This window comes from Bacillus sp. AF62 (assembly GCF_050312695.1).
Classification (GTDB): Bacteria; Bacillota; Bacilli; order Bacillales; family Bacillaceae_G; genus Bacillus_A; species Bacillus_A cereus.
The window spans coordinates 76,345-97,430 of record NZ_JBNPJZ010000047.1 but is presented as its reverse complement, the minus strand read 5'-3'; the positions used below and the strand labels follow the sequence as shown (position 1 = coordinate 97,430).

The window sequence follows — 21,086 nt, the reverse complement described above, 5'->3', positions numbered from 1 at the left end:
TATAGAATAAGATTTATTTTTTATTAAGTAAAGTGAATTTAAGAATTTATTGCCCCTATTTCTGTATAATAGATAATCCCAAACTACAAACAGTTTGGGATTATCTTTCTCATTTATTATGCGCATCTAACCACGAAATTAAATCTTTAAATACTTCATCCTTATTTACTTCATGAAACATTTCATGTCTACCATTTTCATATAAACGTAGTGTCACGTCTTTCACACCACATTTTTTATAGTTTTCATATACTTCTTTTACACCTTTCCCCATATCGCCAACAGGATCACGATCACCAGAGAATATATATATTGGAAGATTCTTTGGCGTCTTCTTGTATTCTTCTAGTTTATTTACTTCTAATACACCAGAAAATAATTCTCGGTAAAAACTCGTCGTACAAATGAAACCACATAACGGATCCGCAATATATTTATCAACTTGATTATTATCTGAAGATAACCAATCAAATTTTGTACGATTTGGCTTAAAGTTCGAATTGAAGTTTCCGAAAGATAAAAAGTTTAACATTGGACTTTTCGTTTTTGCCCCGCGCAATTTCATTTCGATTGTTGCTACTTTATGACCAATAGCTCCCAAAAGCCCTGGATTTCCACCTGTTCCTGAAATCAGAAATCCATCATATAATTCGCCTCTAAGTTGTACAGCACGTCTTGATAAAAAAGAACCCATACTATGTCCAAGTAAAAACAAAGGACTTGACTGCTCTTCTTTTATCCTTTCTGAAACAAAGATAACATCCGATACAACTTGATTCCACCCTATATTCGGTTCAAAATGACCATAATCTTCTTCTTTTTTTACTGTTTTCCCATGTCCTTTATGATCATGCGCATAAACACCATAACCTGCTTCCAATAAAGCATCTACAAATTCTGTATACACCCCTGCATGCTCTGTCATGCCATGTGCAATCTGAATAATTCCTTTCGGATCTCCTTCTGGTAACCATTTACGCAAATAAATTTCCGATCCATCCAATGCCGTAACGAAACTTTCCTGTACATTCATTTCGTCAGCCCCCAAATTTATTATGTATACCTTTAAGAAAAATGAATATCCATTCACTTTTCTTATTTTATATTATATGTAATTGCTTTCATTATGACAAATGATGTATTTTTCAGACTTGCTTTCAAACTAATCTCTTGACGAATCAAAAATAAAATTATATAGTTACTTACATAAAGTAATTATATAATTTTTAGGAGGTTTCTACTATTATGATGCCATCACTATTTTTAGCACATGGTTCGCCTATGCTCGCTATTCAAGATACAGACTATACACGATTTTTAAAAACACTTGGAGAAACATATAAACCGAAAGCAATTGTTATTTTCACTGCTCACTGGGAAAGTGAAGTATTAACGATTTCCTCATCAGATAACGAGTATGAAACAATTTATGATTTTGGAGGTTTCCCCCCTGAGTTATACGAAATCAAATATCGTGCGAAAGGCTCTTCTAGCATTGCATCTATGTTAGAAACAAAATTTAGAAACAAAGGTATTCCAGTCAATCATAATATGACGAGAGGTTTAGATCATGGTTCATGGACACTCCTGGACCGCATGTATCCAGAAGCAAATATTCCTGTCGTGCAAATATCAGTAAATCCATTCCTTTCTGCAAAAGAACAATTTGAAATTGGAGAAGCACTTAAAGGACTCGGACAAGAAGATATTTTAGTAATCGGTAGTGGCGTTACCGTTCATAATTTACGAGCACTGAAATGGAATCAAACTACTCCTGAAAAATGGGCAATTGAATTTGATGATTGGATTATTAAACATATGCAGAATAACGATAAAGATGCATTGTTTAATTGGGAGAATAATGCTCCTCATGCACAATTAGCAGTACCAAGAGCAGAGCATTTTGTTCCTTTGTTTATTGCAATGGGAAGTGGCGAGAATAGCGGTGAAGTCATTCACCGTAGTTATGAGCTTGGTACATTAAGTTATCTCTGTCTTCGATTTTAAAGAAAAAGGATGAAGCACATGTTGCTTCATCCTTTTTCTTTTTCATTCACTTAGTTAACTAACTTCCAAACGTTGTTTCTCTGATACTTCTTCGTTCTTATTATGAAAATAAACCCAAATACACGCAATAAATAATAGTGATGATGTAGAGAGGAAAACATATTGGAAGCCTGCATGCGCTGCAATTTGTCCCCCGAGCACTGGACCAATCATATTTCCTAAAAACTGAAACGACTGATTATATCCAAATATTCGTCCCGTAACATGGGTTGGTGTATGTTGTTTTAGTAGAGTTTGTACGGAAGGCAATAATCCTGCTTGGGCGATACCTAATAAAAATCGAAGAATTAATAGTTGCCAAGCTGAGGTTACAAATGCTTGCGGGATAAAAATAATTCCTGCTGCAAATAACGCTACAACTAACGTTTTTTGAGGACCGATATGATCTGATAATCTTCCTAGTCTTGGTGCTGCCAAAATAACTGCTAATCCTGTCGCTGACATAACTGCTCCCGCAATTGTTTCAATATGTGCAGTATGAGGACCTACTAAATTTTTCACGTACAATGTAACAATGGGTTGAACTGACATATTAGCAAGTTGAATAATAAATGTTGTTACAAATAAACTAATAATTAAATGCTTCGCTGGGACCATCGTCCATACTTTTTTCGGCTGTGTTTTTTTTGCTTGAGCAGAGTGATTTTCTTCATGCAGGAAGAAAAAAACGATGAGAAAGGAAAGGAATAAAAAAGCTCCTGTAACAAGAAAGACATGACGCATTCCAATTAACTCAGACAAATAACCTCCAAGTAACGGCCCAAGTAACGAACCGCTCACACCACCAGTTGAAATTGTGGAAATCGCCCAACCTGAATGTTCTTTCGGAGTTTCTGCTGCAATAAATGTCATCGCTGTTGAAAGGAAACCAGATACTGCTCCCATTAAAAATCTTAGTGCGACTAGTTGATACACATCCGTTACAAATCCCATAAGCGTCATAATAATCGCCATACCAAGGCTAGCACGAATAAGCATCAATTTCCGTCCATGTATATCACCAAGCTTCCCCCATATTGGTGATACGATCGCACCCATTAAAAATGTTACACCAAATGCAAGTCCCGACCACTGTGCAATGCTTGAAGTGCCAGTTACTCCTAATTCCTCAATATAAAAAGATAAGAAAGGAATTACTAAACTCATACCGGCTGCAGTGGTAAAACAACCTAGCCAACAAATCATTAAATTCCGTTTCCAGCTGGCCATTTTCACACCTTCTTTCTTTAGATACCCATTCTACACCCTTTCTTGTAAAAAGTTTAGTAATTTGCTTTATATGTAAGATTTACTACAAAACCCGCTATTTTCTAGTGAAAATCACTACAATCCCACATTTTTTTCATAATAAAACCAACTCCCACTAAATGAAGTTGGTTAATAATCCATTAAACCGTAACCATAAATAATTGAAACAATTACACCCACTACCAATATACCTGGAAGTAAATTTGCCACCTTGATTTTAATAATACTAAGCAAGTTCAATCCAATAGCAGATATCATAATGCCGCCCGTAGCCGTCATCTCCACTATAAATTGGTTCATTAATTCTTTTGGGACAAAACTATTAATTTGTGTTGCAAAAACTGCAATACCACCTTCATATAAAACAACTGGAATCGCCGAAAATACTACGCCAATTCCTAGAGTTGTCGTTAATATAATAGAAATAAATCCATCGATAATCGCCTTTGTAAATAAAATATCATGATTTCCGCGAATCCCACTGTCAAGTGCACCAAGTATCCCCATCGCGCCAATTGCAAAAATTAAAGTAGCTGTTACAAAACCTTCTGATATGCTACCTTTTCCTTTCGATCCAACTTTATTTTCTAGCCAATCCCCTAAATGTTTTAACTTTTCTTCTAATTGTAACCATTCTCCAATTACCGTACCAATCACTAAACTCAGTATGACAACAAGAAAGTTTTCACTTTTTAATGCCATTTGAAGCCCAAGCACAGTAACCGCTAAACCGATTGCGTGCATTATCGTCCCTTTCATACTTTCTGGAATCCTACTAAATAATTTACCAAGTAAAGTACCAAATATAATACAAATCCCATTTACAACTGCTCCTAATATAACCATTTCTCATTCTTCACCCTTCGAATTCTTTATTTCTATATTTTGGTTTATACATTGATTTACAGGTTATCTATATGTTAACTTAATATTGAGAATATTAACAAATGTTTTCCACTACATAACCCGCTATTTTTTGTAACTTTAATTACCTTTAATAGATTCAGTGTTAATTTAATTGCGGGATAATATTAAAAGGGAAGGTATATATGAAAACTTTACTAAAACGATTTTTGTTAATAGCCTTTTTCATTACACCGATTGTTTTATTAATCAATTACTCTTTTATTTCAAAAGCAAAAGACAAACCCGATTTACAAAACAAATCTAGTAAAACCGCTTCAAAAAGCGAAAAGAAAATAGAAGACCAAGAAATCACACTCACCTTCTCTGGTGATACAATGTTTGATTGGCAATTGCGTCCTATAATCGAAAAAAACGGGGCTGATTACCCATTCCAACATGTAAAAGAAGAAATAAAAAAAGCTGATATTTCTTTTGTGAATTTAGAGTCGGCATTTACAACGAAAGAAAAGAAAGCCCTGGGCAACTGTTTTGGATTAAAAGTGATCCATCTACACTACAAGCTATTAAAAATACTGGATATGACATCGTAAATATTGGAAATAACCACACACTTGATTATGGGCAAGATGGATTATTAGATACGATTTCTCACGTAGAAAAATTAAAGTTCCCTTACATTGGAGCCGGAAAAAATGCGAAAGATGCATATACAGCACGAGAAATGACCGTAAAAGGGAAAAAGTTCAAATTTCTTTCCTTCGTTCGATTTATGCCTGATTCTAATTGGGTAGCTGATGAGAATAAACCTGGCGTTGCGAATGGCTATGATTTAAATCTTGTAACAAAAACAATTAAAGAACAAAAGAAAGATGCAGACTATTTAATCGTCTATATGCATTGGGGCGTTGAAAAATCAAATCGTCCGGTAGAATACCAAAAGCAATATGTACCTAAAATGGTTGAAGCAGGAGCTAACGCAATTGTCGGAAGCCATCCACATTGGTTACAAGGGTTTGAGTATTATAATAAAGTTCCTATCGCTTACTCATTAGGTAACTTTTTATTCCCGAGTTATGTGAATGGGAAAAGCGCTGAAACTGGCGTATTAACTTTAACTTTTAAAGGAAAGGATGTCCAAATGTCATTCAATCCTTATATCATTCGCAACAACCAAGTTTCCCCTGTAAATGAGGGAGAAAAGAAAAAAGCTCTTCAATATTTACAAACAATTTCAACTGATGTAGAAATTGATGATACAGGGAAAATAAAAAACAAACGAAACTAGACAGCTCAAGATCTATTTCTCTGTAATATACTTTACAGAATAGGTGATAAACATGCTGAAAGACTTATTAGAAAATGTAAGTTTGTTAGAGAACGTTTATAAAATGTCTATAGCAATCCTACTTTTATGTTCCTTTTATTCTGTGAGACTATTTAAAAAAATAAAGCGAGAGAGAAATCTTACTCCCTTTGAATTTACAATGTATGTAATTATTCGCATTGCGATATTTTTTTGGTTAGCTAGCTTTATTCTTCTTGAATTTAATGAGTACCTAGTTTAACTATAAAAAAGATAGAACAAGCACTATATTCCCTCGCTTGTATCTATCTTTTTTATTTACATTCTAACTCTTTCCTTCTATTAAATAAGCAAATCAAACAAAACAGGTTTTTTATTAAGCTCCATAAATTGAATATTATTTTCTTTAAAGCGAGTAATTAATTGCTCATAATCTTCTTTATGTTTTAATTCTACGCCGACTAATGCTGGACCATTTTCTTTATTATGTTTCTTAATATACTCAAAGCGCGTAATGTCATCTTCTGGTCCTAATCCTTTATCAAGAAATTCTCTTAGCGCACCTGAACGCTGTGGAAATTCAATGATGAAATAATGCTTTAACCCTTCGTAAATGAGAGAACGTTCTTTCATTTCTTGCATTCTATCAATATCATTATTTCCACCACTTAGCGTACATACAACTGTTTTACCCTTTATTTCATCCTTGTATAGATCAAGTGCTGCAATAGAGAGTGCACCAGCCGGTTCAGCTACAATCGCATTTTTCTTATACAGTTCTAAAATCGTCGTACAAACTTTCCCCTCTGGTACTAAAACAATGTCATCAATTACATCTCTACAAGTTTCAAAAGTTAACTTTCCTACCTTTTTAACCGCTGCCCCATCAACAAAACTATCTATTTTCTCTAATGCGACATTATCATTTTGAAGAAAAGCCTCTTTCATAGATGCAGCTCCCATCGGTTCTACACCAATAACCTTTGTAGTAGGACTAACACCTTTTACATATGTACCAACACCTGATGCTAATCCACCACCGCCGATTGCTGTAAAGATATAATCAACCGGTTTCTCCATATCATGCATAATTTCAACTGCCACTGTCCCTTGACCTGCAACGACATACGGATCATCAAACGGATGAACAAATGTCATCTTATTTTCTTCACAATAGCGCTGTGCTTCTTGGAAAGAGCTATCGAATGTATCACCAACTAATACAATCTCTGCGAAATCACCACCGAAAAATTGTACTTGTGATACTTTTTGTTTCGGTGTTGTTGTGGGCATAAATATTTTTGACGTAATCTTCAATAAATTACACGTATAAGCAACTCCTTGCGCATGATTACCAGCACTTGCGCAAACAACACCGTTTTGTAATTTTTCTTTCGGTAAGCTTTGAATTAAATTGTACGCACCACGAATTTTGAAAGAGCGAATTAATTGTAAGTCTTCTCGTTTTACATAAACGTCACAATCATATTTCTCAGATAAAACTGTATCACGTTGTAACGGTGTTTTAATAACGATATCTTTCATGCAATTATGGGCCATTAAGATATCTTCAATTTTCACTCTCTCCTTTATCTTTTGCACCATTATATATCATCCTTATCTCTTTTAAATTGGCTCAATCAAAATTCGGGATTTTCAGAACAGCCCCTGTATTCGCCGATGTTACCATTTGTGCATAACGTCCAAGCCAGCCAGTTTTCACTTTCGGTTCTGGTCGTTTCCATTCTTTTTTACGCTTTTCTAATTCCTCATCACTCACCCTTACTTCTAGCAAGCGTTCTTCAACATCAATACATACAATATCCCCTTGTTCAAGAAGTGCAATCATCCCGCCCGCTGCTGCTTCTGGTGAAATATGTCCTACTGAAATTCCACGTGAAGCTCCAGAAAAACGTCCATCCGTTAATAATGCAACCTCAGCACCTAATCCCATTCCAGCAATTGCTGATGTTGGTGCTAACATTTCTGGCATACCAGGGCCACCTCTTGGTCCTTCATAACGAATGACAACTACATCTCCTTTTTTCACTTTCCCAAGCATAATGCCAGCAAGTGCCTCATCTTGTGAATTAAAAATAACACAAGGTCCTTCAAAACGCTTTACCTCTGTTGCACCGCTTTTAATAACTGCTCCATCTTTCGCAAGGTTGCCTTTTAATATACGCAATCCTCCTTCCTCACTATGAGGGTTTTCGAGAGAGTGAATAACTTCCTTATCTTTAATCTCTGCCTCAGCAATATTTTCTCTTAATGTTTGCCCAGTAGCAGTTATTCGATCAAGATGAAGTACTCCTTCTTTCCGGCTCATCTCTTTCAAAATTGCACTAATCCCGCCCGCACGATCAATATCTTCCATATGCCAATTTGAGGCTGGACTTACTTTACATAAATGGGGTACACGTCTTGAAACTGCATCAATACGATTCATATCATAATCTAGTCCTGCCTCTTGTGCGAGTGCTAGCGTATGTAATACTGTATTCGTTGATCCACCCATCGCCATATCAAGTGCAAAAGCATCGTCAATTGCTTCTTCTGTTACAATATCACGCGGCTTAATATCTCTTTCAATTAAAATTTTCAATTTCTCTGCTGCTTGTTTAATTAACTCTTCGCGTCTTGGATCAATTGCTAAAATACTCCCGTTACCAGGAAGAGCTAAACCTAACACTTCACATAAACAATTCATAGAGTTCGCGGTAAACATACCCGAACAAGAGCCACAAGATGGACAGCCATGATCTTCAATATCTTTTAATTCTTCTTCTGAAATTTTCCCAGATTGATAAGCTCCTACCCCTTCAAAAACAGAGCTTAAATCAACAACTTCTCCTTTTGACGTTTTTCCAGCCGCCATCGGACCGCCTGAAACAAACACAGTCGGAATGTTAATACGAAGTGCAGCCATCATCATACCTGGTGTAATTTTGTCACAGTTTGGGATACAAATCATGCCGTCAAACCAGTGTGCATTTACAACCGTTTCTACTGAATCTGCAATAATTTCACGACTCGGCAGAGAATAACGCATACCGATATGTCCCATCGCAATACCATCGTCAACTCCAATTGTATTGAATTCGAATGGTACCATACCTGCCGCGCGAACGGCTTCTTTTACAAGTTTCCCAAACTCGTTCAAGTGTTTATGCCCTGGAATAATTTCAATAAAAGAATTACAAATTGCTATGAAAGGTTTATCAAAATCTTCATCTTTCAAACCAGTTGCTTTTAATAAACTACGGTGCGGCGCTTTATCAAAACCTTTTTTAATCATGTCACTTCTCATCTTGTCAAATCCCCTCTTACATATTTTTCATTTATACTCTCTTACTCTATTTCTTTACTAATTCTTTCGGTGCATGAATCCAGCTCATCATTTCACGAAGCTCTGCTCCTACTTTTTCTAATTGATGATTTTGCTCTGCTTTTTTCATTGCATTATACGTCGGACGCCCTGCTTGATTTTCTAAAATCCATTTCTTCGCAAATTCACCTTGCTGAATTTCTGTAAGAACACGCTTCATTTCCTTCTTCGTTTCATCTGTAACAATTCTCGATCCTGTTACATAATCTCCAAACTCTGCCGTATCTGAAATAGAATGGCGCATAGTCGTTAATCCACCTTCGTACATTAAGTCAACAATTAGCTTTAATTCATGCAAACATTCAAAGTATGCAATTTCAGGACGATATCCGCCTTCTGTTAATGTTTCAAAACCAGCTTTCACAAGTGCAGTTACCCCGCCACAAAGTACAGCTTGCTCTCCGAATAAATCTGTTTCTGTTTCTTCTTGGAATGTCGTTTCAATTACACCTGCACGTGTACAACCTACACCTTTTGCATACGCAAGTGCTACGCTTAATGCCGTGCCCGTAGCATCTTGATGTACTGCGACTAATGCCGGAACACCATTTCCTTCTTGGAATACACGGCGAACGAGATGTCCTGGACTTTTTGGTGCGACCATCGCTACATCTACGTAACTTGGCGGATTAATTTGTCCGAAGTGAATGTTAAATCCATGTGAGAAAAGTAACATTTGTCCTTCACGAAGATTCTCTTCTACCTCTGCTTTATACACATGAGCTTGCTGTTCATCTGGCAATAACATTTGTACAACTTGTGCGGTTCGAACCGCTTCTGAAACAGACATTACTTCAAATCCATCCGCTTTCGCTACTTCATACGACTTACCAGGACGAACACCAACTACAACCTCTACACCAGAATCACGTAAATTTTGTGCTTGCGCATGACCTTGTGATCCATAACCAACTACTGCAACAGTTTTTCCTTGTAATAACTCTACATTTGCATCTTTTTCATAATATGTTTTCATATTCCATACACTCCTTATAATTTATTTACTTGCAGAACATCAATTAATTTTTTCAACTGACTAACAAGTAATGTCGCTTCATTTTCAGTACAAACTGCTGTGAGTTTCATTTCAGAAACACCACTAGTATCTCTTTCTTTTAAATGTAAAGAAGAAATATAATAACCACGCCGAGCAAAAATCCCACTTATACGTAATAAGACGCTTGGCTCGTTATGAATAACGAGTGAAAAAGTATGACTCATTCTTCCCACCTCTTCATAATCATTTCGTTATTCCCTTTGTTTGGCGGAACCATCGGAAATACGTTTTCACCTTCTTCTACACAAAAATCAACTACGACAGGACCTTCATGAGCAAATGCTTCTAACATCACTTGTTTTGCCTCGGTTGAATTTGTTGCTCTTAATCCCTTTACTCCATAAGCTTCTGCTACTTTCACAAAATCTGGTGATCCAATTTTTGATTCTGATAAACGATTTTCATAAAACATTTCTTGCCATTGCCTTACCATCCCTAAAAATTTGTTATTTATGATAAATACTTTTACAGGGATGTTATTTTCAGCAATTGTTTGTAGTTCTTGAATGTTCATTTGAAAAGAAGCGTCACCTGCAATACAAATGACAAGTTCTTCTTTTTTAGCTAGCTGAGCACCAATTGCCGCTGGAAAACCAAACCCCATTGTTCCTAATCCTCCAGAGGTAAGGAACGTCCGAGGTTTTCTTGCTTTATAGAAGTGAGCAGCCCACATTTGATGCTGACCTACTTCTGTTGTGACAATCGCTTCACCATTCGTTAATTCACTTACTAAGTTGATCACATGCTGTGGTTTTAACTCAGATTCTTTTTGCTTATAAGAAAGTGGATATTCTTCTTTCCATGTCTTTACTTTCTGAAGCCATTCGTCTGTTTGTGTATAAATAGACATATGTAACAGCATGTGTAACGCTTTTTTTACATCACCAACAATCGGATGTTCTACAGTTACATTTTTATGAAACTCAGAAGAATCAATATCAATATGTACTTTTTTCGAGTGCGGAGAAAAAAGTTCTAATTTTCCTGTTACACGATCATCGAAGCGAACACCTAATGCAAGTAGTAAATCACATTCTGTTACCGCCATATTAGCAGCGTATGTCCCATGCATACCAAGCATCCCTAGAAACAATGGATCATCCGGTGGATATGCACCAAGTCCCATTAAAGTTGAAACGACTGGAATACGGTTCTCCCTTGCGAATTCGAAGAGTTCATCGGATCCACCTGAATGAATGACACCTCCTCCAATATAAAGAAGTGGACGCTTAGATTTTGAAATTGCTTTAGCCACCTCTCTAAGTTTCATGCTGTCTGGTACAAGTTCTGGTTTGTACCCCGGAATATCAACTTCTTCATTAAAGAAACTGGTGACTTTTGCATTTTGAACATCTTTTGGAATATCAATTAATACTGGTCCCGGGCGCCCGCTTTTGGCGATATAAAAAGCTTCTTGCACAATTCGTGATACATGATTCACATCACGAACCTGGTAATTATGCTTCGTAACAGGTACTGTAATTCCGACAACATCCGCTTCTTGAAATCCATCTTTACCAATTAAAGGCGTTGCAACTTGCCCGGTAATGACAACTAAAGGAATCGAATCCATATAAGCGTCTGCTAAACCCGTAACTAAATTTGTCGCCCCTGGGCCAGAGGTAGCAAAGACTACCCCAACCTTTCCAGAAGCTCTCGCATATCCTTCAGCCGCATGAATGGCAGCTTGTTCATGACGAGTTAAAACATGTTTCAAACCACTTTCGTATAACGCATCGTATACTGGTAAAATCGCTCCGCCTGGATAGCCGAAAACGGTCGTTACACCCAATTTCTTCAAACATTGAATCACGTGCCCAGCGCCTGTCATTTCTTCATACTGTAATTTCTCATACGCTGTATACTGCTGCTTCATTTCCATTAACTCATCTCCTTATTTACGCTAAGCTTTCCGTCAGCCCGGGAACACGTACTCCTCTTTCTCTCGTTAATTTTTTAAATTCTTCGGTCAATTGTTTCGTTACACTTCCTGGTTTCCCATCTCCAATTTCTCTGGAATCAACTTTTACAACTGGAATTAACTCCGCTGCTGTTCCTGTTAAAAATACTTCATCCGCTACATATACATCATGGCGAGTGAATGGTCTTTCCTCACACGGAATACTCAGTCGCTCACATAGCTCGATAACACTATTTCTCGTAATACCTTCTAATGCTCCTAAATAGGATGGCGGGGTTAATACTTTTCCATCTTTCACAACGAAAACATTATCACCAGAACCTTCACAAACATATCCTTGTTGATTTAACATAAAAGCCTCTAACACTCCTGCTTGTGCTGCTTCAATTTTTACAAGTACGTTATTTAAATAATTCATTGACTTAATACGTGGATCTAACGCATCTGGCGTATTACGTCTTGATGCAACCGATACAACGCTTAGCCCATTATCATAAAATTCTTGTGGGAATAACTTTAATTGTTCTGCAATGATAATTAGGCTCGGCTTCACACAACTTCTCGGATCGAGCCCTAAGTCACCTTTTCCTCTTGAGACAATTAAGCGAATGTAAGCATCAGTATATTCGTTTTTTTGGAGTGTATGTAAAACTGCTTCTTCCATTTCTTCTACCGTCATTGGAATTGTTAGTAAAATAGATTTCGCTGATTCATACAATCGTTTCACATGTTCTTTTAAACAAAATACATTTCCTCCGTAACTACGAATCCCTTCAAATACACCGTCTCCGTATAAAAAACCGTGATCATATACTGAAACAACTGCCTTTTCTTTTTCTACAAATTCCCCATTCATGTAAATGTACTGGTTTCCCATCTCACATCGCTCCTCTTTTTTTCTCTATTTTTTGCAATCTATTTCTACATCGATTGCTGAGATGAGTATTTTTAACAGAATATTCAGTATATAAACCTTAAAAATATACTCGTCTCAACAATCGATTACTTACATACTTGTAGCAATCCATTGCTGAGACGAGGGAATCGTGGTACCACTCAGCTTCCTTATACTTCTCACGAAATATAAGCTCTGCAAGTCCAATTAGACTTTTGTTTTTCTATCGGGAACAACCCCGCTACTTTTTACTAGTTTTCAAAAGTAGTGCTCCAAGGTGATTTTCAATGAGTGAATTGTTACCACCCTCACAGCCTCGGGGCAGCTCTCTGAAACAATCTTTATCATTTACTCTCCTCTTCTACGCATTCTCTTCTTCTATTTTTAAAAATAAAAACTCTCGCCTCAGCAATCAACTACTACAATTTAGTAGCTTTGATTGCTGAGGCGAGAGTTTCGCGTTACCACTCAGCTTCCTTATACTTCTCACGAAATATAAGCTTTGTAGGTCCAATCAGACCTCCGTCCTTTTACCGGAGACGATGCCGCCGCCCTCTACTCAGTTTCCCTTTCGCAAGCGATGCTCCGAGGTGATCTTCAATGATTCGATTGTTACTACCCTCACAGCCTTGGAGTAGCTCTCTGAAACGATCATAATCATCTACTTTCCTCTTCTTTGCATATACAACATATAAAGTTAGAAAATTCTTAATTGACTTTTATTTGTTACACGTATTATAGGACGTTGTTCTTTTCCTTGTCAACATGTTTTTTCAAAAAAATCAAAATTCATTCTATTTATTTTTTCTCAAATCAAAATTGGAATGCATTACTTACATACACTCATATATTACTTAAGTATGTTTGCATTACTACATAAAGAAAAACTTATAAAGTTTATGAGGAGATGAGGAAACTATGTTAAAAGGGAAAGTAGCGTTAGTTACAGGAGCAAGCCGAGGAATTGGACGAGCAATCGCTAAACGTTTAGCAAATGACGGTGCATTGGTTGCTGTTCATTACGGTAATCGAAAAGATGACGCTGAAGAAACTGTTCATGAAATTCGATCAGATGGTGGCCAAGCTTTTTCTATCGGCGCAAATTTAGAATCCTTACACGGTGTAGAAAACCTTTATAACGCTTTAGATACTGAATTACAAATGCGCACTGGTGAAACACAATTTGATATTTTAATAAACAATGCTGGCATTGGTCCTGGTGCTTTTATTGAAGAAACGACTGAACAATTTTTTGATAGAATGTTTTCAGTAAATGCAAAAGCACCATTCTTTATCATTCAACAAGCACTGCCACGTTTACGTGACAATAGCCGAATTATTAATATTTCATCCGCTGCCACCCGCATTTCTTTACCTGATTTTGTTGCATATAGTATGACGAAAGGCGCTATTAATACAATGACTTTTACGCTAGCAAAACAGCTTGGAGCACGAGGAATAACGGTGAATGCAATACTTCCAGGATTTATTAAAACAGATATGAATGCAGAACTCTTGAGCGACCCGATGATGAAGCAGTACGCTACTACTATTTCCGCTTTCAATCACTTAGGTGAAGTAGAAGACATTGCCGATACTGCTGCATTCCTTGCTTCTCCAGACAGCCGCTGGGTTACTGGACAATTAATTGATGTGAGCGGAGGATCTTGTTTATAAAAAACATATATTTTCAAATCTTTTTTATTGCGCAATAAAACAATTTATATAATACTATATAAAACATATACATTTAGGAGGATTACAGCAATGTCCGAAAAAACATACGAACTCGCAACCTTCGCAGGCGGTTGCTTTTGGTGCATGGTAAAACCATTTGATGAACTTCCTGGTATTCATAAAGTACTTTCTGGCTATGCAGGAGGTCATGTAGAAAACCCAACATATGAACAAGTAAAAGCTGGAACATCTGGACATTTAGAAGTTGTTCAAATTACATTCGATCCTTCTATTTTTCCTTATCAGAAATTACTAGACTTATATTGGCCACAAATCGATCCAACTGATGATGGCGGACAATTTTTTGACCGTGGTCCATCTTATCGTACCGCTATTTTTTATCATAACGAAACACAAAAAGGGCTTGCTGAAAAATCAAAACAAGCTCTTGCAGAAAGCGGTATGTTTAAAGATCCAATCGTGACTGAAATTCGTCCTGCTGCACCTTTTTACGAAGCAGAGGAATACCACCAACATTTCTATAAAAAGAATCCAGAGAAATATGCTACTGAGCAAAAGGAATCTGGTCGTGAAGACTTTATAAAAGAAAATTGGCAAAAAAAATAATAAAAACGCATCGTGCTTTTTGAGTACGATGCGTTTTTATTTTTGATAAAAGTACCATACAATTAATAGAACAATTGCTGTTAGTGACCAAAGTACTATCTCGTTTTTCACTCTATTCTTTTTCTTAGTCATTTCATTCCCTCCTAATAACTATTAAACATATTCAATTTTTTCTTTGTTTAATTGTCCATCTTATATACGTGAATACATCCTTACAAATTCTAATAGCAAGACCACCAATAATTCCGATTGCAATGGAAATTACTAGCATCTGTCCAAAACTAAAAGAATTTGTGTACATTATGTAGAGAACGATACATATAAGTAAAACATCCGGTAAAGAAAGTAAAAACCTTTTAAGCATTCCTTTATCTCCTCTATACTTTTTAATTTATATCTTCTACTGTAATTTTGAAATAAAATTTGTTCAAAAATTCCATTTATACCCTCATTTTATGAAAAATAATAAGAATCCCTTTTCAAAAGAGATTCTTATTCAGCAGATTTAAGTTTAATTATTTTCTACATATCCTATTCCATAATTACTCCTAAAATAGAATAATATTACTAATGATTTATTGTAAATTGACTATTTGCCAGGCAACCGAATGTCGCGCCAGCTACCTACATCGCATTGGCCAAATTCATTATTACCTACCGCGATCACCGTGCCGTCTGATTTTAGTCCGACTGTATGTGCACAACCAGCCGCTATCGCTACAATATCTCTCCAATCACTTACGTTACATTGACCATACTCATTCCAACCCACTGCCACCACGGTACCGTTTGATTTAAGTCCGATTGTATGATTCGTACCAGCCGCTATTGCTACAATATCTCGCCAGCCACTTACATCACACTGGTTATGTTTATCATTCCCCACTGCTGTCACCGTACCGTCTCGTTTAAGACCAACAGTATGAAGATACCCAGCCTTGACCGCTACAATACCTCGCCAGCTACTTACATTGCATTGACCATATCGATTATTCCCCACAGTCGTCAATGTGCCGTCCAATTTAAGACCGACTGTGTGCCAGTCACCTGCTGTGACTGCCACAATACCTTGCCAACTGCTTACATTGCATTCTCCTTCTTTATTTCGGCCCACCGCTACTACCGTGCCATCCGATTTCAGGCCAATAGTACGACGCCACCCTGCCGCAACCGCTACAATATTATGCCAATCGTTTACATCACATTGTTCATGCTTATTCCAACCCACTGCTACCGCAGTACTGTCACATGTAAGACCGATTGTATGAGCATTACCCGTGTTCGTTGCCATATGAACATTGCCCACTGCGACTGCTTCAATATCTCGCCAGCCACTTACATTACATTCCCCTTCTTTATTCCGGCCCACCGCTACTACCGTGCCATCCGATTTCAGGCCAACTGTATGACAACGCCCCGCCGCTATCATATCTTTGGGCCATCGCTTCACTTTTTCTTTCGATAAAAGGTAATCCATGTTTTACCTCCTTGCATATAAGCAACTGTATCATAATAGATATTTTTATCAAATTTCATTATAAATCTACATTTACAAAGAAAGCTTATTTTACTTCTTCAAAAAATAAAAACCTCCAGTTTAAATACTAGAGGTTTTCTCGTTATTTCTTCAAGCGTTCAATAAAATCGTTCAATTTATCTAGCGATTTCATATTCTGATTGCAAGCTACACCATCTTTGCAAATGTAGTTTCCCTTTTTAACGAAAGTTCCTGGTACATCGCCTTTAATTTCAACTAAAAACATTCCTACTTCTTCATGTCCATGACATAACGAACAAATGCTTTTTTTATTTAAACTTTGGAACGTTCCTTGCAGACCAACAAATTTATTTTTATCATTTTTCGCTATAATAAATTTCCTGCTTGACCCCTTATCAATCCAGCTTAAATAAGATATTTCTTTCATATCCATTTCTTCCATATCAGGAAGTTTTAACTTTTTCGCTTTAGGAAATAATTTTTTTAATGTTTGTGCTGTAACTTCTTGAAACGGAATTACATACGGATTTATTTTCATTAAAAATGATTCTGCATCTTCTCTATTTTGAACTGTTAATACCGTATCAATTAACTCTTTCTGTTCATCCGTTAAATTCTCAAATACATGTATTATCTTTTCAATCGCAAGCGATTTTAACGCTTGAATTACACCTCTATCATTTGCCGTTGCATGCCCGTTTGCTAAAATATAAGCTTGTGATTTTATAAAATTATATTGATCACTTCTAATAAACGCTTCCATCTTTATCACTCCATACAAATTGTTGATCTAGTTTTATTGTATACAATGATTACGTTTTTTGATATGTAAAAGATAACTTAGAAACAAACATTACATATATCACTTATTCTCTACCGCTGCATTTCCTGACAAAAGAAGCCATCATCTGTTTTCCATTCCGCATATAATACGTCTTCAAATTTAGTAATTCCTTTTTGCTTTATTTGTTTATAAAGCCATCCTTCATCAAATCCCGCTTCCCTCAAATTATCCTTAACTACTTTTCCATCACTAATTAATGAAATTGGTAAGTATACAGGCTTATGTTTTAAACTTAAATCATTTATAGTAGGAGATTCGTATTTACTTTTTTTCAGAACGCTTATGTTTCCGTTCGGTTCCAATATCATATATTCAACTTCTCGGATTGAAAATATATCTTTTTGTTGCCTAAGCATTTGTTGTAATTGGTTTATATCCAAATGATTTACACTTAATTGTTCACGATCAATCTTTCCGTTACGAATAATAATTGAAGGATACCCTTCAAAAAACCTTCTTGTTCCTCTTACTTTTTGTGTTATCACTTCTATAGTATAAATTAAAATTACCCAAACAAATACTGAATATAAAATAGACCATACTTTAATTTTAGGATCATATATTGAATTTCCAACGAGCTCACCTAGGACGATTGCAGAAATAAAATCAAATGGCGTTAGCTGAGATATTTGTGTTTTCCCTAATATTTTTGTAGCAATTAATAGAACAAAAAAACCAACTAAAAGCTCTATCGTTATTTGTCCAATATGATTCATATATGTTCACCTTTCTACTTTTCAAGTGCTCTGTATACCATTTAATAAAAAAACGGCACATTTTTTCTATTATCATGCCCGTTCACACCTCATATATCCAATACATATAAAACAAAAAGAGTCTGATTCAAAGTAATATATGAATCAGACTCTTTTCTTCTTATTTAGAATACACAATCTTTTTAATCGTTTCCCCAGAAAGAAAATATTCTTCTGCAAGTTGATGAATAGCAATCCCACTTTTAAACGCTTCTTTAATTGCTTTATTTCTTTCATCTAGTTGTTTTCTTCCGCCAGATCGTGTACCCCATTTATAATGTTTCGTTTCTTGTTTCGGAATGTAAATTGTTTCACCTTGTATATACTTTTGAATTTCAGTAATTAAACTCTCTGGTAAAACAGCATTAGCTTTTACGTATTTCATTTCTGCTCGCCCCTTATTTTTTATGGTCCATTTCAATAAGGTGCAAAGCCAAATATAAAAAATGATACGAGCTCATATAGGCGATTGTATATTACTTGTCTACCTCACGCAAAGTATCGCCATTTCCATACTTGGCTTTGCATGAGACGTTGCAGTGTCTGGCAATTGAATTATAATCGCCATATAAACACCTCCTAATATACCTTTTGCATTTTATTATATGATAAATTCCTTCTCCTTGCATCCACACCCTTCTTAAAGCACGAAATTACTTAGTTTGATATAATACTTTTTAACTGAATTAAAAATCATTGTGAGGTTACATTATGAAGAAAAAAATTATCATTACAATCGTTACACTATTCTTTATTATCACGGCATTATTCGGAACATACAAATTGATGAACGCAAGAAGCTTTCAATTATTTGGAGATTTAACACAGCGCGTAGAAACAAATGAAAAAGTGATTGCTTTAACTTTTGATGATGGCCCTACTAACAATGTAAAACAAATATTACCGCTACTAGATAAATACAACGCTAAAGCTACTTTCTTTTTAATTGGAAATGAATTAGAGCAAAATTTATCGTTAGGAGAAGCTATCGCGCAATCTGGGCACCAACTTGGAAACCATACATATTCTCATAATAGAATGGTTTTCAAAACACCTTCTTTTATTAAAGATGAAATAGAAAAAACGAATTCATTAATCCGCCAAACAGGATTTACAGACGAAATTAATTTTAGGCCCCCTAACGGAAAAAAATTAATTGGACTACCCTATTATTTAAATAAAAATAATATCGAAACGATTATATGGGATCTTGAGCCCGATACTTTTTATAAATCTGCAGCTGATAAAATTGAATATGTTAATAAAAATGTAAAACCAGGTTCTATCATTTTACTGCATTCTATGTATGATGAGTCTAATGAAAATTTTAAAACGATTGAAGGTATTTTAGATTCTTTATCTAAGAAGGGCTATCAGTTCGTAACAGTAAATGAATTGCAAAAAAGAGCAAAATAAAAAGGTAGCGTATCTATGTATGATACGCTATCTTTCTTTTTATATAATGCCAAGTACATTTAAGAATACGATAATAATCGCAATTGGTGCGATATAACGAAGTAAGAATAACCATAATACGAATAGTTTATAACCTTTATTTTTACTTACACCTAGCTCTTTCATTAATACATCTTTCTTCATTTTTAAAGGAACAAAGATAGAAACTAATAATACACCAAGTGGCATTAAAACGTTACTTACTGCATAGTCCGCTAAATCAAAGACTGTCTTTCCGAAAATCTTCAGATCACTTAATATACCGAATGATAATGCTGATGGTACCCCAACAACGAAGATTAATAACCCTACGATTAAGGCCATTTTTTCACGTTTCCCTTTACCTTTTGATGTTAACGATGCAACACTAATTTCTAACATCGAAATTGCTGATGTAATCGTAGCGAAGAAGAATAGTAATAAGAAAACAATGAAGAATAATTTTCCGAACGCCATTTTACTGAAAATAGCTGGCAAAACGATAAATAATAGTCCCGGCCCTTGAGATGGTTCCATTCCAAATGCGAACACAACTGGGAAAATTGCAAGTCCTGCAAGTAATGTAATAACAAGAGTTAAGGCTACGATAGAAAATGCTGAATGTGGTAAGCTTTCTTCTTTCGGTAAGTATGAGCTATACGTTACCATAACGGCTACCCCGACAGATAATGAGAAGAACGATTGCCCCATTGCGTATAATATAACTTCTGATGTTACATGTGAGAAATCAGGTTGTAAGAAGAAACGAACGCCTTCTCCAGCACCATCTAATGTAAGTGCACGAACGATTAATACAAAGAATAAAACGAATAATGCTGGCATGAAATATTTATTTACTTTTTCAACACCATTTTGTACACCTTTACTTACGATGAAAATAGTAATAAGGATGAATAATAGCTGTGATCCAACTGCTAAATATGGATTGGAAATGATTTCACCAAACGTAGCTTCGTATGCTCCATTTCCTTCCCATAGTCTACCTGTAATTGCATTCCATAAATATAATAAAATCCAGCCTCCTACAACACTGTAGAAAGAAAGTAATATGAAACATGTTACAATTCCTAATTTACCTAACCAAGGCCATAACGTTTTAGGAGCAATCTCTCTATATGCATCGACAGCCTCTTTTTGTGTACTTCTTCCAATAACAAATTCAGCTAATAATAGCGGTAAACCAATTAATAATGTGAAACCGATGAAAATTAGGAAGAACGCTCCGCCTCCTCCAATGCCGGCCATATATGGGAATTTCCAAATCGCCCCAAGACCAATTGCCGAACCTGCTGCAGCTAATACGAAACCTAATTTCGATGTCCATTGCTGTGAATTCATTTGTTAATCTCCTCTCTATCTCTTTTTCTTTGTTACAATTCGGTATTTATATTGTTCTATCAATACTCTTTTCTAATACGTTCACTTCCTCCCTAATAAAAAAACGTCCCTACGTAAATACGTAGGGACGACAAAAATATCGCGGT

At 35.8% G+C, this 21,086-nt stretch carries 20 protein-coding genes, 1 pseudogene and 1 other annotated feature; of the genes and pseudogenes, 6 read left to right on the top strand and 15 right to left on the bottom strand.

Going from position 1 to position 21,086, the window contains the following annotated elements; translation table 11 throughout:
- Positions 1-109: 109 nt before the first annotated feature.
- Positions 110-1,033 (bottom strand): alpha/beta hydrolase, encoded by a 924-nt coding sequence (locus ACQRBL_RS08770; protein ID WP_097961800.1) that lies wholly within the window; start codon positions 1,031-1,033, stop codon positions 110-112.
- A 212-nt stretch (positions 1,034-1,245) separates the two neighbouring features.
- Here ACQRBL_RS08770 and ACQRBL_RS08765 point away from each other — a divergent pair, with 212 nt between their 5' ends.
- Positions 1,246-2,007: a DODA-type extradiol aromatic ring-opening family dioxygenase gene (locus ACQRBL_RS08765; RefSeq protein ID WP_411995705.1), complete on the top strand. Its 762-nt coding sequence runs from the start codon at positions 1,246-1,248 to the stop codon at positions 2,005-2,007.
- Positions 2,008-2,061: 54 nt separating this feature from the next.
- Here ACQRBL_RS08765 and ACQRBL_RS08760 read toward each other — a convergent pair whose 3' ends face one another.
- Both ACQRBL_RS08760 and ACQRBL_RS08755 read right to left on the bottom strand, forming a co-directional pair.
- On the bottom strand, positions 2,062-3,276 hold the full coding sequence (locus ACQRBL_RS08760; protein WP_000179302.1) for a multidrug efflux MFS transporter: 1,215 nt from the start codon (positions 3,274-3,276) through the stop codon (positions 2,062-2,064).
- 168 nt (positions 3,277-3,444) lie between these two features.
- On the bottom strand, positions 3,445-4,161 hold the full coding sequence (locus ACQRBL_RS08755) for a DUF554 domain-containing protein (protein ID WP_000236031.1): 717 nt from the start codon (positions 4,159-4,161) through the stop codon (positions 3,445-3,447).
- Positions 4,162-4,364: 203 nt separating this feature from the next.
- Here ACQRBL_RS08755 and ACQRBL_RS08750 point away from each other — a divergent pair.
- Positions 4,365-5,467, top strand: a pseudogene (locus ACQRBL_RS08750) (CapA family protein).
- A 52-nt stretch (positions 5,468-5,519) separates the two neighbouring features.
- Positions 5,520-5,747 (top strand): hypothetical protein, encoded by a 228-nt coding sequence (locus tag ACQRBL_RS08745; protein WP_023521660.1) that lies wholly within the window; start codon positions 5,520-5,522, stop codon positions 5,745-5,747.
- 80 nt (positions 5,748-5,827) lie between these two features.
- Here ACQRBL_RS08745 and ilvA read toward each other — a convergent pair whose 3' ends face one another.
- From ilvA to ilvE, 6 genes are read right to left on the bottom strand one after another with little or no spacing between them, the layout of a single operon-like run.
- Positions 5,828-7,090, bottom strand: a complete 1,263-nt coding sequence (gene ilvA, locus ACQRBL_RS08740; protein WP_023521659.1) for a threonine ammonia-lyase IlvA — start codon at positions 7,088-7,090, stop codon at positions 5,828-5,830.
- A 31-nt stretch (positions 7,091-7,121) separates the two neighbouring features.
- Positions 7,122-8,795, bottom strand: a complete 1,674-nt coding sequence (gene ilvD / locus ACQRBL_RS08735; protein WP_001255815.1) for a dihydroxy-acid dehydratase — start codon at positions 8,793-8,795, stop codon at positions 7,122-7,124.
- A 46-nt stretch (positions 8,796-8,841) separates the two neighbouring features.
- A complete protein-coding gene (gene ilvC / locus ACQRBL_RS08730; RefSeq protein WP_023521657.1) occupies positions 8,842-9,849 on the bottom strand; it encodes a ketol-acid reductoisomerase in 1,008 nt (335 codons plus the stop codon).
- Positions 9,850-9,863: 14 nt separating this feature from the next.
- Positions 9,864-10,094 (bottom strand): ACT domain-containing protein, encoded by a 231-nt coding sequence (locus tag ACQRBL_RS08725; RefSeq protein ID WP_000019909.1) that lies wholly within the window; start codon positions 10,092-10,094, stop codon positions 9,864-9,866.
- Entirely contained in the window at positions 10,091-11,806 is a 1,716-nt protein-coding gene (ilvB, locus tag ACQRBL_RS08720; protein ID WP_033691929.1) for an acetolactate synthase large subunit, read from the bottom strand. The genes ACQRBL_RS08725 and ilvB overlap by 4 nt, the downstream gene beginning before the upstream one ends.
- Before the next feature lie 22 nt (positions 11,807-11,828).
- Positions 11,829-12,728: a branched-chain-amino-acid transaminase gene (gene ilvE, locus ACQRBL_RS08715; protein ID WP_411995706.1), complete on the bottom strand. Its 900-nt coding sequence runs from the start codon at positions 12,726-12,728 to the stop codon at positions 11,829-11,831.
- Between the two features lie 151 nt (positions 12,729-12,879).
- Positions 12,880-13,119, bottom strand: a binding site (T-box leader).
- A gap of 545 nt (positions 13,120-13,664) precedes the next feature.
- Between ilvE and ACQRBL_RS08710 the strand changes: the two genes are divergently transcribed.
- Positions 13,665-14,423, top strand: coding sequence for an SDR family oxidoreductase (locus ACQRBL_RS08710; RefSeq protein WP_411995707.1), 759 nt, complete (start codon positions 13,665-13,667; stop codon positions 14,421-14,423).
- 90 nt (positions 14,424-14,513) lie between these two features.
- Complete coding sequence (gene msrA, locus ACQRBL_RS08705; RefSeq protein WP_001291883.1) at positions 14,514-15,050, top strand: peptide-methionine (S)-S-oxide reductase MsrA; 537 nt, start codon at positions 14,514-14,516, stop codon at positions 15,048-15,050.
- A gap of 163 nt (positions 15,051-15,213) precedes the next feature.
- On the opposite strand, the gene ACQRBL_RS08700 is transcribed toward msrA, so the two are convergent.
- From ACQRBL_RS08700 to ACQRBL_RS08680, 5 genes are all read right to left on the bottom strand, one after another.
- Positions 15,214-15,414 carry a hypothetical protein gene (locus tag ACQRBL_RS08700; RefSeq protein WP_000919314.1) on the bottom strand — a complete coding sequence of 67 codons (201 nt, stop codon included), beginning with the start codon at positions 15,412-15,414 and terminating at the stop codon, positions 15,214-15,216.
- Positions 15,415-15,639: 225 nt separating this feature from the next.
- Positions 15,640-16,527 (bottom strand): RCC1 domain-containing protein, encoded by an 888-nt coding sequence (locus ACQRBL_RS08695; protein WP_044306973.1) that lies wholly within the window; start codon positions 16,525-16,527, stop codon positions 15,640-15,642.
- A gap of 142 nt (positions 16,528-16,669) precedes the next feature.
- Positions 16,670-17,311: a FusB/FusC family EF-G-binding protein gene (locus tag ACQRBL_RS08690; protein ID WP_000387074.1), complete on the bottom strand. Its 642-nt coding sequence runs from the start codon at positions 17,309-17,311 to the stop codon at positions 16,670-16,672.
- Positions 17,312-17,421: 110 nt separating this feature from the next.
- Positions 17,422-18,108 (bottom strand): DUF421 domain-containing protein, encoded by a 687-nt coding sequence (locus tag ACQRBL_RS08685; protein ID WP_001015543.1) that lies wholly within the window; start codon positions 18,106-18,108, stop codon positions 17,422-17,424.
- Between the two features lie 160 nt (positions 18,109-18,268).
- Positions 18,269-18,532 carry a CD3324 family protein gene (locus tag ACQRBL_RS08680; protein WP_000878325.1) on the bottom strand — a complete coding sequence of 88 codons (264 nt, stop codon included), beginning with the start codon at positions 18,530-18,532 and terminating at the stop codon, positions 18,269-18,271.
- A gap of 326 nt (positions 18,533-18,858) precedes the next feature.
- Between ACQRBL_RS08680 and ACQRBL_RS08675 the strand changes: the two genes are divergently transcribed.
- Positions 18,859-19,563, top strand: coding sequence for a polysaccharide deacetylase family protein (locus tag ACQRBL_RS08675; protein WP_000726859.1), 705 nt, complete (start codon positions 18,859-18,861; stop codon positions 19,561-19,563).
- 39 nt (positions 19,564-19,602) lie between these two features.
- Here ACQRBL_RS08675 and ACQRBL_RS08670 read toward each other — a convergent pair whose 3' ends face one another.
- Positions 19,603-20,940: a sodium-dependent transporter gene (locus ACQRBL_RS08670; protein WP_411995708.1), complete on the bottom strand. Its 1,338-nt coding sequence runs from the start codon at positions 20,938-20,940 to the stop codon at positions 19,603-19,605.
- Positions 20,941-21,086: the final 146 nt, after the last annotated feature.